Consider the following 18,188-nt stretch of genomic DNA (forward strand, 5'->3'; position numbering starts at 1 on the left):
CACTGTTTAAAAGTTTTTTTATGTCACAACAAACAACATTCAATTTGTCTTTGCCAATAGCCATCGGCTCTGATCACGCTGGCTTCGACTACAAGGAAGAGATTATTTCATACCTGGAAGCAAAAGGTTTACAGGTTAAGGATGTCGGTGCATTCTCTAGTGAATCGGCCGATTATCCTGACTTCGCTCATCCCGTAGCGACACTGGTAGAACGAGAGCAGGCAGCGTTTGGCATACTCGTGTGTGGGAGTGGTAATGGCGTAGCAATTACAGCTAATAAACACCAGGGTATTCGTGCAGCGATCTGTTGGGGCGAAGAACTGTCCCGCCTGTCCCGCTGTCATAACAATGCAAATGTGTTGTGCGTACCTGCCCGCTTTGTAGATGATACGGTGGCAAAACAAATGGTAGACGTATTCATAAACACCCCATTTGAAGGTGGCAGACATGAAAACAGAGTTAGAAAAATCGCCTGCTTATAACAGGTGCTTGATGAATAAAAAAGGCGCTGTGGCATATGCCACAGCGCCTTTTTTATATTGCAATCGAAGGCAAAAAATAATACTTCCAAAAACGTAAATAGCACACTCATTTTAAGCATATAATTATTTTGGCAATAATAAAATCTTTTGTTAAATTGTGTTAAGAGTCAGTCACTTGAGTGTCATTTTATATTAGAATCCAATCTGTACATAGCGTGCTTTAGTGAATACCTACGACTATTCCATTTTATCAAAAACAAGCATTGTAACGTTCGGTATTTAACATCGCACAGGAATTATTTTTAGACAAGAGAATTGCAAACCAAAACCCCCATCATAAGTAACCTATAAATTTTACCACCATGGAAATACCTGCTACTAATATTGTACGCCGGCGCCTAACCACTATTATTCGTCGTAATAGCGCAACGACATCATTTGTGAATTGCGGGGATACATGATCTGAATATAATGTGATGCAACCCCCATCCGGATTTAGAGCAAGCAGCGATATTCCCTTTATCCCATACTGGTAAATATTTGTTTTCCTTCAATCCGGTTTATCAGCTGAAACAACATTTTTTTCAGATGCTTAAACTTCACAAATATGTCTTCGACAGAATTTAATGCACTTTTACTTGGAAATGCCGATTTCCTGAGACCGTATGCTGTTACCCTCACCAAGGATGCCGAATCAGCAAAAGACCTTTACCAGGAAACACTTTTCCGCGCACTCGCCAATCGCGATAAATACCTTGCAGGTACAAATATCCGCGCCTGGCTCTATACTATCATGCGCAATATTTTTATCAACAATTACCGTCGTGGCAACAGACAGTTTCGTCTGCTTGACAATTCCGCAGGCGAGTTCCTCATGCACCAGCAGATCCCAACCATTGGTAATGCTGCCGAAACGAATCTGCGTATCAAGGATGTTCACTCAGCAGTGTACAATCTGCCTGTGATTTTCAAACAACCATTCATGCTTTACTTCGAAGGTTATAAGTATTATGAAATTGCAGCCATGCTTAATGAACCATTGGGTACCGTGAAAAGCCGCATCCACTTTGCCAGAAAAATGCTGAAGTCGAGGATCGTACGCTTCTAATCTTTTTATTACATGAAATTTGGACAATTCGTTACCGCAGATTTTACCATCTGCATAGACATTATTTCTCTTTACCTTAACAATTAAAAATACCCTAAAACCTGCATCCCGCCCCGCTTTCCACATTCAGCGATGGGTACATGAATTTAATTCGTATTTTTACGGCTTCCCTTTAAATTTTTGCCCATCAGTTCCTGATGGTAATGTGGATTTTTAATATACATAATGAAGGCAAATTACTTAGACGAACTGAATGAGCGGCAGCGCGAAGCAGTTGAGCATATCAAAGGCCCGCTGATGATCGTAGCGGGTGCTGGTTCCGGTAAGACGAAAGTACTTACTACCCGTATCGCCCACCTGCTCCACAATGGTGTAGATGCTTTTAATATTCTCTCATTGACCTTTACCAACAAGGCCGCTAAAGAGATGAAGGAACGTGTGGAAAAGATCCTCGGTGGTACCGAAGCCAGGAACCTCTACATTGGGACCTTCCACTCCGTGTTTGCCCGTTTGTTAAGGGCCGAAGCACATCGCCTCGGTTACCCCAACGACTTTACTATTTATGATTCTGACGATGCGAAAAGCGTACTGAAAACAATCATAAACGAGCAAAATCTGGATGATAAACATTATAAACCTAACATGGTCTATAACCGTATATCCTCCGCCAAAAATAACCTTGTAGGCCCTGAAGAATACCAGCACGATTACGCCATCCAGCAGGAAGATATGAGGGCCAACCGCCCTATGACCGGCAAGCTGTATGAAATGTATGCCAAACGCTGCTTCAAAAATGGCGCAATGGACTTCGATGACCTGCTCTTCAAAATGTACCAGCTCCTGAAGAACTTCCCCGAAGTACTGCACAAATACCAGCACAAATTCAAGTATATCATGATCGATGAGTACCAGGATACCAATCCTGCCCAGTACGAAATCATCAAACTGCTAGGCGCTGCACATGAAAATATCTGTGTGGTGGGAGACGATGCACAAAGTATCTACTCCTTCCGTGGTGCTACCATCCAGAACATCCTCCAGTTCGAGAAGGATTACAACGATGCCAGGGTGGTAAAACTGGAACAGAACTATCGTAGTACCAAATCCATTCTCCAGGTTGCCAACGATGTGATCGCGAACAACAAAGGACAGATCGAAAAGAACCTGTGGACGGACAATCCAAATGGTGAAAAGATAAAACTGGTGCGCACCATGACCGACAATGAAGAAGGCAAATTCGTAGCCGAAACCATTGCCGAACAAAAACTACGCAACCACTACGCAAACAGGGATTTCGCTATCCTGTACCGTACCAATGCACAAAGCCGTGCATTTGAAGAAAACCTGCGCCGCAAAGCTATACCTTACCGGATTTATGGTGGTATCTCCTTCTATCAACGAAAGGAAATCAAAGACTTCGTGGCTTACCTGCGCATCGTGATGAATCCATCTGATGAAGAAAGCCTGAAACGCATCATCAACTACCCGATCCGCGGAATTGGTAAAACCACTGTCGAAAAAGTAGTGATCTTCGCCAACGACCACAATATCACCTTCTGGAACGTGCTGGAAAGGGCGCAGGAATTCGGATTTAAAGGCGGTACACTGGAAGCCATTGAAAACTTTGTGACGATGATCCGTAGTTTCCAGGCTATGCAGGGTAAACACAATGCTTACGACATCGCCGTACAGGTAGGTAAGTCTACTAACATCGTCAAAGAACTCTTCAACGATAAAACGACCGAAGGTCTCGCCCGCTACGAAAACATCCAGGAACTCCTGAACTCTGTGAAGGAGTTTACCGAAACACCTACTGAAGATGGTGAGCTGCTGGAAAAATCACTGGGTACCTATCTGCAGCAAATTACCCTGCTCACCGATGCTGACAAAGGCAACGACGAAGACAGTGATGTGGTGAAACTCATGACGATCCATGCTGCAAAAGGCCTGGAATTTCCGGTAGTATTCAGCGTAGGTCTGGAAGAAAACCTTTTCCCAAGCTCCCTCTCTATCAATTCAAGAGAAGAGCTGGAAGAAGAACGCCGCCTTTTCTATGTGGTGATCACCCGTGCTAAGGCAAGATTGTTTCTCACTTATGCAAACAGCCGTTACCGCTTTGGTCAGCTGGTCAATAATGAATCCAGCCGTTTCCTCGAGGAAATGCCTGAGCAATACATTGACCGCAGCTATGCAGGTGGTGGTGCTGTAGGTGGCAGAAGCCCGATCAACAATGGTGGTGGCCTATGGGGCAATAGTGGTAGCAACATGTTCGACCGTATGCAGAAGAAAACGCCGGGTAGCCAGTCTTCCCAGCCTGTTGCCGGCCCACGCCCTACACCTAAACCCGTTGCCAACGGTGCTGCCAGCACCCATGTGCCTACTGCCGGTTTTACGCCGGACGACCCGGCTACTATGGAAGCTGGTATGGATGTGGAACACCAGAAATTCGGTTTTGGTACCATCCTCAATATGGAGGGAGCACCTAACAACCGTATTGCAACCGTTGTATTCCCTAAGGGCGGCGGGGAGAAAAAGATTATGCTGAACTACGCACGATTGATGATCGTAAAGAAATAATGCAGACTTCTATCCTCTTAAAATTACGTCATTACTGTGCCTATCAGGAACGCAGCCACAGCGAGGTGAAAACAAAATGCCTTGAGCTGGGGCTGCGTGGTGATGAGATAGAGGAAGCTATTGCAGCTCTGATAGCTGACAACTTCCTGAACGAAGAGCGATTTGCCCGTGCCTATGCCGGTGGTAAATTCCGCTCACAGAAGTGGGGACGCAAAAAGATCCTGGCAGGCCTCAGGCAACACCAGGTATCTGCTTACTGCATCAAAAAAGGCATGGAAGAAATTGATGATGAGGATTATATGGATGTGCTGCAATCCCTGGTGGAAAAGAAATATGCATCCCTGAAAGGAGAAGAATACCTGAAAAGACAGTACAAGACTACCCAATACCTGTTACAAAAAGGGTACGAACCTGAGCTGGTAAGTGAAACCCTTAAACAAATTGCAAAAGATGGGCTATAATTTTAAAAGTTTTTAGCCAAAGTCATCGTAATTTTATGCAATTAGAAACCGATAATTTATGTCAGATCTGAAAGTAACGCTTATACAGACCAAATTGCATTGGGAAGACATTGATGCTAACCTGAAGATGTTCAATGAAAAGATTGATAGCATCAAGGAAAGAACCGAAGTAGTCGTCCTTCCTGAAATGTTCAGCACAGGCTTCAGCATGCAGCCTGAAAAGCTGGCTGAAAAGATGGATGGCAAGGCAGTGCAGTGGATGACTAAAAAAGCAGCAGAGAAAAACATCATTATCGGCGGAAGCCTGATCATCGAAGAAGAAGGAGAATATTACAACCGCTTCATCTGGATGCAGCCAAACGGCGTAGCCGGTGTTTACGACAAACGTCACCGCTTTGCCTTTGCCGGCGAAGATAAACACTACTCAGCTGGCGATACCCGCCTGATCGCTTCCGTAAAAGGTTGGAAAATATGCCTCAACATCTGTTACGACCTGCGTTTCCCCGTATGGCAGCGTAACCAGATAAATAGCGACACCAACGCGCCTGCATACGACCTTCTCATCAACGTAGCTAACTGGCCTGAGCGCCGTAGCACCGCCTGGAAAACACTGATTCAGGCACGTGCCATAGAAAACCAGGTATATGCAATTGGTTTGAACAGGGTAGGAGACGATGGTAATGGCATCTACCACAGCGGCGACACCAGCCTCATTGACCCACTGGGTGAAATATTATACAGAAAGAGTCACGACGAAGATATTTTTACTACTACACTCGAGCGCGCCAAACTGGACGACATACGGGAGAAAATTCCTTTCCTCAGAGATGCTGATAAATTTCAGTTGTTTTAATGTTACAAGCTATTCATCATATTGCAGTGATCTGCTCAGACTATGAGCGGAGTAAGCAATTCTATACGGAAATACTCGGATTGGAAATAATCCGTGAAGTATACCGGCAGGAACGAAAATCGTACAAGCTGGATCTTGCATTAAATGGGCAGTATGTGATCGAACTATTCTCATTTCCTGATCCCCCGCCCCGGCCTTCCCGGCCGGAGGCGAACGGCCTGCGTCACCTGGCATTTGCAGTGTCGGATATCGACAAGGCCGTGGCTCACCTGAAGACCCACGCTGTCATCACAGAGCCTGTTCGTATTGACCCCTATACCGAAAAGAGGTTTACATTCTTTACCGATCCGGATGGGTTACCACTGGAGCTTTATGAACAGTGAGCCCGGCGGATCATAAAACATAACCCATGCTGAATGCGTATAGCAATTGCAGGATCTTCACTGGCGACAACTGGCTGGAAGACCATGTAGTACTTTCAGAAAACGGTAGGATCATTGATATTGTATCCCAAAAAACAATCCCCGCCCACGCGACAATCCATGACCTAAACGGTGCAGACCTGGTACCCGCATTCATTGACTTACAGATTTACGGTGGCAACGGTCGTTATTTCCCTGCCTTACCTGATGTGGAATCTATCAAAGCAACGTATGAATATTGCAAAGCTGGTGGTGCGGCTTACTTTATGATTACCATTCCTACACAATCACCTGAAATTATTCTACAATCTATCGCTGCTGTAAAGGAATATTGGGAACAGGGAGGAGAAGGATGCTTAGGCTTACACCTGGAAGGTCCTTATATCAGCCCTGAAAAGAATGGGGCACACTTACTGAAATACATCAAAGCACCTACTTCAGATGATATAGACTGGATTTTAGCACATGGCGCTGGTATCGTAAAGATGATGACAGTGGCGCCTGAGCGTTGTGCCCCTGCACTCATCGACCGCCTGCAGGAAGCAGGAGTGCTGGTGTCTGCAGGTCATAGCAATGGTACCTACCAACAGCTTTATCAGTCATTTGACAATGGTATTACTACCTGTACACATCTCTTCAATGCAATGTCTCAACTGCAAAGCAGAGCACCCGGTATGGTGGGGGCTATCTATGATCATCCGCATGTACATGCGAGTGTGGTAGCCGATGGTATACATGTAGACTTCAATACCATCCGCATCAGCAAGAAGATCATGGGCAACCGTCTGTTCCTGATCACTGATGCTGTGGCAGGTAGTGATGGAGAGGACTATGGGTTTCATTGGAATGCCGAAAGCGGTCGTTATGAAGATGCGAATGGCACATTATCCGGTTCTGCACTCACTATGCTGGAAGCTGTACAGAACTGTATTGCACAGGTAGGTATTGCACCTCAGGAAGCTTTGCGAATGGCAGCAGCTTATCCTGCGGTAGTAGCAGGACTCTCTCAGGAGCTGGGTCGCATTGCCCCTGGATTCCGCACAGCCATGCTGGCACTGGATGAAAGGTGGGCCTTCCAGCAACTTATCTTATCTTAGCGGTTTTAACCAGTTAATTCATGGGCATTCTACGCTACTTTACCAGGAATCAATATAAGAACCTTTTCCTGTTGGGCTGGTTCCTGCTTTGCTTGATACAGGCAGGTTTTACAGAACTGATGGATGATGAAGCTTATTATTGGGTGTATGCCCATCATCTGAGCTGGGGGTACTTCGACCACCCGCCAATGGTCGCAGTGTTGATCAAACTGGGGTATGGCCTTTTTCACAATGAATTTGGTGTACGTATCGGCATGGTGATCCTGAACCTGGGGACCATTATTGTTACTGACAAACTCATTCCCCGCAAGGATAACCGGCTATTTTACCTTTTGTTGCTGGTAATGGGTGCTATGCAGCTGGGGGGTATGCTGGCAGTGCCTGATGTGCCGTTGATCTTCTTTGCAGCATTATACTTTTACATCTACAGAGCGTTTCTCGAACAGCAAAGCTGGAAAAATACTTTCCTGCTGGCATTGAGTATGGCGCTGATGTTTTATAGCAAATACCATGGTGTATTGCTGGTAGGATTTACTGTACTCTCCAACCTGAATCTCCTGCGGGTATTCAAGTTTTATATAGCTGTAGCTATCACTACGATCTTATTCTTACCGCATTTATACTGGCAATACGCGCATAATTTCCCTTCCCTGCAGTATCACCTGATAGAAAGGAATGCCTCCGTTTATCAGCTGAATTTTACGATAGAATACATCCTTGGACAGATCCTGTTATTTGGTCCGCTGGCAGGTTGGTTAGTGTTGTATTATGCTTTTGTATGTCCGATCCAGAGTGCTTTTGAAAGAGCATTGAAGTTCTGTACAATCGGTGTGCTGGTGTTCTTCCTGTTCAGTACATTCAAGGGCAGGGTAGAGGCTAACTGGACGGTAATGTTGTTTACACCTGTAATGGTGTTGGCGCATCAGTCAGTAAGAAGAAAGAGATCTATTCGTCGTTCACTGAAAGTGATTCAATACCTGGCGCCTGTTACACTGGTAATTGTATTCGTTGCCCGTGTATACCTGATATGGGATTTTATGCCTGGTGTAAATATCCGTCCTGAAATACATCATAACAGGGAGTGGGCAAAGGCTTTGCAGGAACATGCCGGTGGCCGTCCGATCGTATTTTTGAATAGTTATCAGCAGCCTTCCAAATACATGTTTTATAGTGACAATGGTTTGGGGTATAGTATCAATAGCCGGTACAACCGCCGTAGTCAGTATAACTATTGGGAAACGGAAAAGCAGCTGTGGGGGAAACAGGTAGAAATTAGCTACTCAACAGAGCTTATTCCAGTTACGGATAGCTTCATTACCTCAAGAGGGTTAGTGAAATTTCACCTGCAGGATCCTTATTATTCCTATTCACTGATCCAGTTCAAAGCTGCCATGCAACAGGTGAAAGTAAATCCGGGTGCAACCATGGGATTCCTGCTGCAGGTGGATAATGGGTATCATGAAGCGGTGCCCGTAGATACAGCGAATGAGGCGGTAGTGGGGTATGCTTTTACACAAAAAGATGTAGAAATACCTGCGGTAAAAACAGCGCTGACAATCAGCAAAGCAATAGATCGAAGAATAGTGCGGATAGAGGTGCAAATGCCTGATAAACCAGGTACTTACCAGCTGAAATTCTGTGTATTTGCAGGGGTATTACCACCTACACATAATAGCCAGGCAGTCAAAGTCATCGTTCAATAAACCTCCGTCCTCGCCCTACCATTATGCAAATAAAAGGGCGTTCCATTCGTTTTCTCAAACAACCCCACACCCCACCGCGCCGGCGTGATTTGTTGAGAAAAATTGGTTGAGAGGAGATTACGATGCTGCCTGGTGTTAGGATCAGCGCATGCTTCAGTATCATGGAGTTGTTTACAGTGAGACAAATATCTACTGAAAAACAACTGGTTACATTACGCAAGATGGAAAATTAATGATCCAAAACAGAAATATTTGTTATCAAAAAAGCGCTTCGAGAGAAGCGCTTTTTAAAATCAATGCTTTAATATTTTATTGCTTGAACGCATTCCATCCCTGCGCTACCAACTTAAACTTATTTCCACCTTTCGTTAAGATGTGTGCTCCTTCGCTGATATCTGCCATATACCCGATCACACTGATTTCTTCGGACAATACGATCTTATCGTAGTCCTCCTGCTTCATGGTAAACAGCAGCTCATAGTCTTCGCCACCACTCAGTGCACATGCGGTTGGATCCATTCCAAACTTCAGCGCCATTTCCTTACTCTCCTGTGCAATAGGGATCTTCTCTTCATACAGCACTACGCCCAGGTTCGACTGCTTACAGATATGCAGGATTTCAGAGCTCAGACCATCGCTTACATCCATCATGGCTGTAGGCTTGATGTCGTTCTTCTCCAGCCACTCGACGATGTTCTTTCTTGCTTCTGGCTTCAGCTGACGGCCTATGATATAGGTCTGGTCTTCCAGGTCAGGCTGCAACTGCGGACTTTCAAGGTAGATCTTCTTCTCTCTTTCCAGCAGGGTGAGACCCAGGAATGCAGCACCCAGATCGCCGGATACGCATAGCAGGTCGCCTTTTTGGGCAGTGGAGCGCTTCACAAACTGGTCAGGCGCTACCTCACCAATAGCTGTGACGCTGATGATAAACCCTTTCTGAGAGTTGGAAGTATCACCTCCAATCAGGTCCACACCATATTTCTCACAGGCGGCATATACACCTTCGTAAAACTCGTTCAGTGCCTCTACGGAAAAACGGTTGTTGAAGGCAATGCTCACCGTAATATGTGTAGGCGTTGCATTCATGGCATATATGTCGGAGAGGTTCACTGTTACAGACTTGTATCCCAGGTGCTTGAGCGGGGTATACATCAGGTCAAAGTGAATACCTTCCACCAGCATGTCGGTAGATACCACTGTCTGACGGCCAAAGTGGTCTATCACGGCAGCATCGTCACCCACACCCAATACAGTACTCGCCTGCTGGATTTCAATATTTTTAGTCAGGAGATCGATCAGGCCAAATTCGCCTAACGAGTTTATCTCGGTTCTTTCTTCACTCATTGTTTAGTTCAAAATTTTCCATTAACGACATCTACCAGTTGCTGATGAATATTGCCATTTGTGGCAATCAGCGTGCGCTGGTAAGGGGAGTATCTATTGCCTTTGAAATCGGTTACTTTACCACCTGCTTCTTCTACGATAAGGAAGCCGGCAGCAGCATCCCAGGCATTCAGCGTATGTTCATAATAACCGTCAAAGCGACCATCAGCTACCCAGCACAGGTCAATCGCGGCAGAGCCGAGGCGGCGCACTGCCTGTCCTCTCTTTACGAAGTAAGCAAAAATATCTACCGGATCATTTTCACCACCTTCCCACTGGTAAGGGAAACCCGTTGCCATGCAGGCACTACCCAGATCTGTCTTGGCAGATACGTGAATAGGCTTGTCGTTCCGCGTAGCCCCTTTCCCTTTTTCTGCAAAGTAGAATTCATTGAGGAAGGGGTTGTACACAGCTCCCAGTACCATTTCTCCATCTACTTCCACCCCGATGCTTACGCAGCAGATAGGAATACCATGAGCAAAGTTTACCGTACCATCCAGTGGATCAATGATCCATTTGGTGTTGGAGGTGGTCACCAGTTCACCCGACTCCTCACTGAGGATAAAATGGTCAGGGTAAGTATCCTGGATGACCTTGAAGATGGCAGTTTCTGCCCCTTTATCCGCTTCCGTTACCAGGTCATTGATGGTACTTTTGCTGCTGATCTGAAAAGCCCCATTGAAATAATGCTGTAAAACTTGTCCGCCAGCCTGTGTTGCCTTGAGAAGGGTATCTTTTAACATGGGGCAAAGGTACGTTTCAATTTTTTTACTGCCCATATCGTTTTTAGTAATATGTTTGTATAGGATTGCCAGGAGGGGACAAAAACTGGTAGTTGAATGTTCAGGCTGCTAACGGCCGGTCTGATAAAATTGAGTCTCCACCTAATCCGAAATTCGCCGTATTTTTGCAGTTTATAAAGAAGAAGGTAATTAATGGCCATTTTAGGTAATCTTATATCCAGGTCACTGCGCATCAGGAAGAAGTTCACATTCAAGTTAGGTACGCCACGCCAGTATCAGTTACAGGTATTGTACAGGCTACTTACGAAAGCTAAGGATACGCAGTTCGGTCAGCATTACAACTTCCAGGACATACTCAATAGCCCGAATATCATCGCTAATTATCGTTCCACTGTACCCGTACACAACTATAACAAGATGCATGCGGATTGGTGGTATAAGTGTCTGGAAGGAGAGGCTAATGTAAGCTGGCCTGAGAAGATCAAATATTTCGCCCTCAGTTCGGGAACTTCCGAATCTGCGAGTAAGCACATACCTGTTACCCGCGATATGCTGCGTAACGTGAAGAAGGTGGGTGTTAAGCAGCTGTATTCTATGGCTAACTTCGACATTCCCCCTAAATCTTTCTCCAAAGGGATCCTCATGCTGGGTGGTACAACTGCTCTGTACGAAAAAGGGGATTACTATGAAGGAGATATGAGTGGTATTCAGGCAAAGAATATCCCCCGTTGGTTCAGACGTTTCTACAAGCCAGGCGGCAACATTTCCAAAAAACCAAACTGGGAACAGCGTATCAAGCTCATTGTGCGCAAGGCGCCACAATGGGATGTAGGTACGGTATGTGGGGTGCCTGCCTGGGTACAGATTGTACTGGCAGAGATCATCAAATACCACGGGGTAAAGAACATCCATGAGATCTGGCCAAACCTGGCTGTGTACATCCATGGAGGCGTTAGCTTCGAGCCTTATCGTGACAGTTTCCAGAAACTGCTGGGTAAACCGATCAATTTCATTGAAACATATATGGCCTCGGAAGGCTCTTTCGGTTTCCAGGCCCGTCCGAATGTAAGGGGCATTAAACTGGTCCTGAACGCGGGCATCTTCTACGAATTCATTCCATTTACAGAAGAGAACTTTACCAGCGATGGCGAAGTAAAACCAAATCCTAAGTCTTACATGATCCATGAGGTGGTGGAAGATGTGGAGTATGCGGTGATGCTGTCGACCTGTGCCGGTGCATGGCGCTACCTGATTGGTGACGTTGTGAAGTTTACTTCCGTAAAAGAGCATGAAATCATCATTGTAGGTCGTACCAAACAGTTCCTGAGCCTCTGTGGCGAACACATGAGTATCGATAACATGAACAATGCGATCGATGCCGTGCAGAAGAAGCTGGGTATTACTGTCAATGAATTTACCGTAGCAGGGTTCCCACATGAGAACCTGTTTGCTCACCGCTGGTTTATCGGTACAGACGATGTGAATGTAGACAGTAGCCGTGTCCGTGAAATCATTGACCAGACCCTGAGCGAGGTAAATGACGACTACGCAGTAGAACGTACCTCTGCACTGAAGGAGATCTTTGTTGAGATCCTGCCAAAAGATGTGTTCATTGACTACCTGCGCGTAAAGGGCAAAGAAGGTGCTATGAACAAATTCCCACGGGTGATGAAAGGTGATAAATTGAAAGACTGGGAGAACTTTCTGGCGTCCAGGCTGAAGTCAGTGTAAGAAATTAACGAATTATAAAGTTAGAAGAGGGGGTAACTTCATCAACAAAGGGAAGAGTTACCCCTTATTTTTAGATAGGAATTTTGTAGCGCATGACATCTGCTTTCTTATCAGCGGTCTTCTCCGGAGTGGCACTTGGACTGGTTTTATCCGTATCTGTCGGCCCCGTCATCTTCGCGATAATAAAATATAGTGTAAATAACGGTTTCAAGGCTGGAATCAGTTTTGCGCTGGGTGTATCATTCAGTGATATATTTTATGTGTTGCTGGGGAATCTGGCCACAGCGTTTTTTCTGGATCTGAAGGAATATAATAAACCTATTGGTATTGTTGGTGGGAGTTTACTGATTTGTATGGGGCTATATGGGCTTCTGTTCAAAAAGGTGAAGATCAGTACCGGTGATGAAAAGCCGGAGATGTTCCGGACCCATGATTATTTAAAGATCTGGCTGGCTGGATTCCTGATGAATTCCCTGAATCCCGGTGTGATATTATTCTGGTTGGGTATCTGTGTTTCGAATAGTCCGCACACAACGGGGCATAAGATTATTACTTACGGAGTATGCCTGGTATGGGTGCTATCTACAGATATATTGAAGGTATTTGTGGCGGATAAGATCAGGCATAAGCTGACCCTGACGAATGTAAAGTGGTTGAATAAGATATCAGGGGCGAGTATGATTGTGTTTGGAGTGCTGTTGTTGTATCAGATGGTATTTAATGTAAGTGCCCTGGGCCACTAATAATCGAATTTAGAGCCTGCCGCAGGCGCGCTGCGAAAAACGCGCTTTTACCGAAGGTGAAAGCGCGTTTTTCATTATAAAACAAAAAGCATCCCCTTGCGGAAGATGCTTTTCTTATTTATTGGTGGATTAAAAGCGATTATCTGATTGTCCATGTTTCTTTACCAGCCAACAACTTATCCAAATCCCCAGGACCTCTCTTGCTAAATGCATCTTCTACCTGGAAATTTAATTGCTCCTCATAAGTAGGACGGAATCCTTGATAAAACACGCCGAATGGACGTGGGAAATGTCCTTCAATACGGGGATCGTCGAACATACGGGTCAATATCTGTGCCTTATAGAAATCATGTTCATCATGGATCCACAGGTCATCTGCACTATACTCACTACCCAGCTCAACTACCACAGGTTTCAATCCATCCAGACGGATACCTTTGTTCTTCTGTGCACCAAATACCAGCGGCTGTCCCTGCTCTACAAAGATTGCCTGCTCAGCCTTGCTTGATTTCTCCGTAAACACTTCAAAAGCACCATCATTAAAGATGTTACAGTTCTGATAGATCTCGAGGAAAGAAGCACCTTTATGGGCATGGCTGCGTTTCAGCATTTCCTGCAGGTGTTTAGGATCGCGGTCCATGCTTCTGGCAATGAAAGACGCATCAGCACCCAGCGCCAGCGCCATTGGGTTGAACGGATGGTCAATACTGCCGTAAGGCGTAGACTTCGTCACCTTGCTGGTTTCAGAAGTAGGAGAGTACTGTCCTTTGGTCAGACCATAGATCTGGTTGTTGAACAGCATTACATTGACATCAAAGTTACGGCGCAGCAGGTGAATCGTGTGGTTACCACCGATGGACAAACCATCACCATCACCAGTCACAATCCATACACTCAGCTCAGGACGCACGGCTTTCAGACCAGATGCGATCGCAGTAGCACGGCCATGGATGGAGTGCATGCCGTAGGTATTCATATAATATGGAAAACGGGATGAACAGCCAATACCGGAAACGATCACGATATTCTCTTTCGGTATACCCAATCCAGGCATAATGGTCTGCACCTGCTTCAATATAGAATAATCCCCGCAACCCGGGCACCAGCGTACTTCCTGGTCCGTTGCAAAATCCTTCGCCGTTAACGCCTGCGGAGCTATAGTTGCTGTTGACATTGTTGTATTGTTAATAGAAATAGTAATAATTGGTTGGCAAAGTTACGAATTGTATCCCGATAGGTATTGCGCAATCCGGAATACTTGTATAGGGAACTGACCACAATCAGCTTTCCTGTGCCAACAAAGCTTCCCAATATTCAGCCGCTCTTCTTGTATGTGGTATTACGATTGTACCCCCAACTATATTAGCTACTGCAAAAATCTCGTACATCTCTTCAGTGGTGATTCCCTGCTCGTGGCATTTGCCCAGATGGTATTTGATGCAGTCGTCGCAACGTAATACCATAGATGAAACCAACCCCAGCATTTCTTTCACTTTTGTACTAAGGGCACCTTCCATATAAGTGTTGGTGTCCAGATTGAATAACCGGTTGATCACTTTGTTTTGTTTACCCAGAATGACCTCATTCATCTTTTCCCGGTAATCGTTAAATGCTTTTATCTCGTCTGCCATTTTGTTGTATTTGTCACAATAAAGCTATGAAACGATTCCCAAATATAAATCAATCTACTTAATGAGTAGACTATTGGTTTGAACGGTCAAAACCACTCTTTATTAAGTATTTGATTTCTAAATTATTACGGGGTTTGCCATAACTGCCAGTTATAGGTCATAACAATTAGTAATCGTAACCCCATTCAAAAGCCAGCCACAGGCCATACCCCCTTCAAAAAAATCGCTTTTGCCGAAGGCGAACCCAATTTTTTCACCCCCTTAACAGTGGCGTAACATTAGAATATTTCCTTTGCATCACTATTCAACCACATGTTTTGAACTAAATGCTCACCTGCAGGTCTGGGGAACCTGCTTCTATTCAACTATGCGAAAAAAAATCCCACACATTAATTCAACCTTTATGCGGAAGTTAATTTTCACTTTGCTCTTCTCGTGGCTCAGCGTTATTTGTCTGGGTCAGACTACCGGGCTGGTAACCGGTAGTATCGTCGACAAAAATCAGGCTTTATCCCTCCCGGGAGCCACCCTGAAACTGAAACCAGGTAGTCATTACACAGTATCCAACCAGCAGGGTAAATTCGAATTTCTCGGCGTTCCGGTGGGTACCTACACACTCGAAGTTACTTACATTGGCTACCAATCTTACACACAGGAAGTAACTGTAGCCCCAGGCAAAGCCACTGATCTGAAACTGCAACTCGAAGCCGGTGGAATCGCCGGAAAAGAGGTATTGGTAGTGGGTGACCGTCTGCGCGGTCAGGCAAAAGCCCTGAACCAGCAGAAAAACAATCCAAACGTCACCAATATCGTGTCTGCTGACCAGATTGGCCGTTTCCCGGATGCAAACATCGGCGATGCGATGAAGCGTATTCCAGGTATCACCATGCAGAACGACCAGGGCGAAGCCCGTAACATCATTATCCGTGGTCTGGCTCCTGAGCTGAACTCAGTAACCATGAACGGCGACAGGATCCCTTCTGCCGAAGGTGATAACCGCCGTGTACAGATGGACCTCATTCCCTCAGACATGGTGCAAACCATCGAAGTAAACAAAACCCTCACCCCCGATATGGATGCAGATGCAATCGGTGGTTCGGTGAACCTCGTGACCCGCGCAGCACCCAATGGCTTGCGTGTATCTGCCACCCTCTCCGGTGGTGTGAATCCTATCCGTAACAAACCATTGTACACTGGTGGTCTGGTATTGGGTAACCGCTTCTTCAACAACAAGTTGGGTGCAGTTGTAAGTGCTTCCTACAATAACAACGATTACGGCTCCGACGATGTGGAAGCTACCTGGAAAAAAGATGACGCAGGAAATGTATACACCGAAGAAATGGAGGTGCGTACTTACAATGTACAGCGCATCCGTCGTAGCTTATCTGCTGCACTGGACTATAAGATCAATCCTAAGAATACCATTTACCTCAACGCTATGTACAACTGGCGCGATGACCGTGAAAACCGTTATCGCCTGAGGTATAGCGATATCGAACCTGAGTATGCCGATGATGGCAGTATCAGTAGTTATACCGGTCAGGTTCGTCGTGAAACCAAAGGTGGTATTAACAATGATAGAAATAAAGGCAGAAGACTGGAAGACCAGCGTGTACAGAACTACTCTGTACGTGGTGAACACCTGTTGGGTAGCAAGGTCGACCTGGACTGGGCTGTGAGCTATTCATCTGCCAGCGAAGATCGTCCGAACGAACGTTATATGGAATTCCGTGTGAAAGATGCACCAGTAGCCCTGGATCTTTCTGACACCCGTTTTCCATTGGTAACAACGACCGTAACTGATGAAGATCTGAACTTCAATTCCCTGTCGGAGAATCATGATTATACCCGCGAGAATGAATTGGGTCTGAAATTGAACCTGCGTTTTCCATTCAGCATTCTGCCTGATCAGAAAGGTCGTTTGCGTGTAGGTGGTAGAATGCGTATCAAGGATAAGAAACGTGAGAATAACTACTTCGATTATGAGCCTGTAACAGAGTATGGTTCATTGGCAACTATGCCGCTGGTAAGTTATACTGGTGCAGGTTATCAGCCTGGTTCCAAATATAGTCGTGGTTCATTTGTATCTAAAGAATATTTAGGTAGTCTGAACCTGAATGATGCAAGTAAGTTCACAGGCGAAGATAATCCTGCGGAGTATCTGTCAGCGAACTACAAAGCAAATGAAACCATCACTGCGGGTTATGTTCGCTGGGATCAGGACTTTACATCCAAACTCTCAATGATTGCGGGTGTACGTCTGGAAAATACCGCTATCGACTATGAAGGTAACGTAGTCGAAGATGAAGAAGATCTGACTGGTCAGCGTAATGTAAAGAACAGTTACCTGAATGTACTGCCGGAGGTAACTTTCCGGTATAATGTAAATAATGATTTAGTAATTCGTGCAGCTGCGACTACTTCAATCGCGCGTCCTAACTACTATGATATCGCACCTTATGTAAGCAGTGTGGCAGATGATGCTGCGATCAGTGCGGGCAATCCCGATCTGAAAGCTGCATATGCATGGAACTTTGATATCATGGCAGAGCAGTATTTTAAATCAGTAGGTATCCTGTCTGGTGGCGTGTTCTATAAGAGTATCAATGACTTCATTTATACATTCAAAGATGCGTCTTATTCTGCTGCAGATTTCACGGCTGATTATGGTAGCACTGCTACAAACCCGATTCCTGATGGTGAGAACTGGACGTACAAACAAGCGCGTAATGGTGATAATGTAAAGGTGTATGGATTTGAAGTAGCGTTACAGCGCCAGTTGGATTTTCTGCCCGGATTTGCAAAAGGTTTTGGTGTGTATGTGAACTATACTTACACAAAATCTACAGCGAGTGGGGTGTATAATTCTGATGGCGAAAAGCGTACTGGTGTTACCTTACCGGGTACAGCGCCGCATATGTTTAATGCTTCCATTTCATTCGAAAATAAGCGCTTTACTGCAAGAGTTTCTGGTAACTATACTGCGGCTTATCTGGATGCATTGGGTGGTAGTGATTTTGATGATAGCTATTATGACAAGCAGTTCTTTTTAGATGCAAATGCGTCTTACAAATTTGCTAAGAACTGGCGCTTCTTTGCAGAGGCGAATAACCTGACTAATCAGCCATTAAGGTATTATCAGGGGATTTCTTCAAGAACAATGCAGGCGGAGTATTATAGGCCAAGATATAACTTCGGTGTGAAGTTTGACTTATAAAAGAACAAACTCTCGTTTAAATAAAAAGGGGTTATCG

15 protein-coding genes are annotated in these 18,188 nt (G+C 45.3%); 11 read left to right on the plus strand and 4 right to left on the minus strand.

Annotated features, from left to right (window positions below):
- The first annotated feature begins 20 nt into the window (after window positions 1-20).
- From rpiB to SIO70_RS06275, 8 genes are all read left to right on the plus strand, one after another.
- The gene (gene rpiB / locus SIO70_RS06240) at window positions 21-482 is read left to right on the plus strand and encodes a ribose 5-phosphate isomerase B (protein WP_320580091.1); all 462 of its coding nucleotides are present in this window, start codon (window positions 21-23) and stop codon (window positions 480-482) included.
- A gap of 607 nt (window positions 483-1,089) precedes the next feature.
- Window positions 1,090-1,590, plus strand: a complete 501-nt coding sequence (locus SIO70_RS06245) for an RNA polymerase sigma factor (protein ID WP_072362852.1) — start codon at window positions 1,090-1,092, stop codon at window positions 1,588-1,590.
- Between the two features lie 225 nt (window positions 1,591-1,815).
- A complete protein-coding gene (locus SIO70_RS06250) occupies window positions 1,816-4,167 on the plus strand; it encodes an ATP-dependent helicase (protein ID WP_320580092.1) in 2,352 nt (783 codons plus the stop codon).
- On the plus strand, window positions 4,167-4,628 hold the full coding sequence (locus tag SIO70_RS06255) for a regulatory protein RecX (protein ID WP_320580093.1): 462 nt from the start codon (window positions 4,167-4,169) through the stop codon (window positions 4,626-4,628). The genes SIO70_RS06250 and SIO70_RS06255 overlap by 1 nt, the downstream gene beginning before the upstream one ends.
- A 58-nt stretch (window positions 4,629-4,686) precedes the next feature.
- Window positions 4,687-5,481, plus strand: coding sequence for an amidohydrolase (locus SIO70_RS06260; protein WP_320580094.1), 795 nt, complete (start codon window positions 4,687-4,689; stop codon window positions 5,479-5,481).
- Entirely contained in the window at window positions 5,481-5,864 is a 384-nt protein-coding gene (locus SIO70_RS06265) for a VOC family protein (protein WP_320580095.1), read from the plus strand. Before SIO70_RS06260 ends, SIO70_RS06265 begins: the two co-directional genes overlap by 1 nt.
- 26 nt (window positions 5,865-5,890) lie before the next feature.
- On the plus strand, window positions 5,891-7,000 hold the full coding sequence (gene nagA, locus SIO70_RS06270; RefSeq protein WP_320580096.1) for an N-acetylglucosamine-6-phosphate deacetylase: 1,110 nt from the start codon (window positions 5,891-5,893) through the stop codon (window positions 6,998-7,000).
- Between the two features lie 20 nt (window positions 7,001-7,020).
- Entirely contained in the window at window positions 7,021-8,703 is a 1,683-nt protein-coding gene (locus SIO70_RS06275) for an ArnT family glycosyltransferase (protein WP_320580097.1), read from the plus strand.
- Window positions 8,704-9,012: 309 nt separating this feature from the next.
- Here SIO70_RS06275 and thiL read toward each other — a convergent pair whose 3' ends face one another.
- On the minus strand, window positions 9,013-10,047 hold the full coding sequence (gene thiL, locus SIO70_RS06280) for a thiamine-phosphate kinase (protein ID WP_320580098.1): 1,035 nt from the start codon (window positions 10,045-10,047) through the stop codon (window positions 9,013-9,015).
- Window positions 10,048-10,055: 8 nt separating this feature from the next.
- Complete coding sequence (locus SIO70_RS06285; protein WP_320580099.1) at window positions 10,056-10,829, minus strand: inositol monophosphatase family protein; 774 nt, start codon at window positions 10,827-10,829, stop codon at window positions 10,056-10,058.
- Window positions 10,830-11,021: 192 nt separating this feature from the next.
- Between SIO70_RS06285 and SIO70_RS06290 the strand changes: the two genes are divergently transcribed.
- Window positions 11,022-12,560 (plus strand): GH3 auxin-responsive promoter family protein, encoded by a 1,539-nt coding sequence (locus tag SIO70_RS06290; protein ID WP_320580100.1) that lies wholly within the window; start codon window positions 11,022-11,024, stop codon window positions 12,558-12,560.
- Between the two features lie 92 nt (window positions 12,561-12,652).
- Complete coding sequence (locus SIO70_RS06295; protein WP_083724405.1) at window positions 12,653-13,303, plus strand: LysE family translocator; 651 nt, start codon at window positions 12,653-12,655, stop codon at window positions 13,301-13,303.
- 139 nt (window positions 13,304-13,442) lie between these two features.
- Here SIO70_RS06295 and SIO70_RS06300 read toward each other — a convergent pair whose 3' ends face one another.
- Together SIO70_RS06300 and SIO70_RS06305 are read right to left on the minus strand one after the other, a co-directional pair.
- Window positions 13,443-14,477: a 2-oxoacid:ferredoxin oxidoreductase subunit beta gene (locus SIO70_RS06300; protein ID WP_320580101.1), complete on the minus strand. Its 1,035-nt coding sequence runs from the start codon at window positions 14,475-14,477 to the stop codon at window positions 13,443-13,445.
- 106 nt (window positions 14,478-14,583) lie between these two features.
- Entirely contained in the window at window positions 14,584-14,934 is a 351-nt protein-coding gene (locus SIO70_RS06305; protein WP_083724409.1) for a carboxymuconolactone decarboxylase family protein, read from the minus strand.
- A gap of 403 nt (window positions 14,935-15,337) precedes the next feature.
- Between SIO70_RS06305 and SIO70_RS06310 the strand changes: the two genes are divergently transcribed.
- Window positions 15,338-18,151 carry a TonB-dependent receptor gene (locus tag SIO70_RS06310; protein WP_320580102.1) on the plus strand — a complete coding sequence of 938 codons (2,814 nt, stop codon included), beginning with the start codon at window positions 15,338-15,340 and terminating at the stop codon, window positions 18,149-18,151.
- The last annotated feature ends 37 nt before the right edge of the window (window positions 18,152-18,188 follow it).

It is taken from the genome of Chitinophaga sancti, assembly GCF_034087045.1.
Lineage (GTDB): Bacteria > Bacteroidota > Bacteroidia > Chitinophagales > Chitinophagaceae > Chitinophaga > Chitinophaga sancti_B.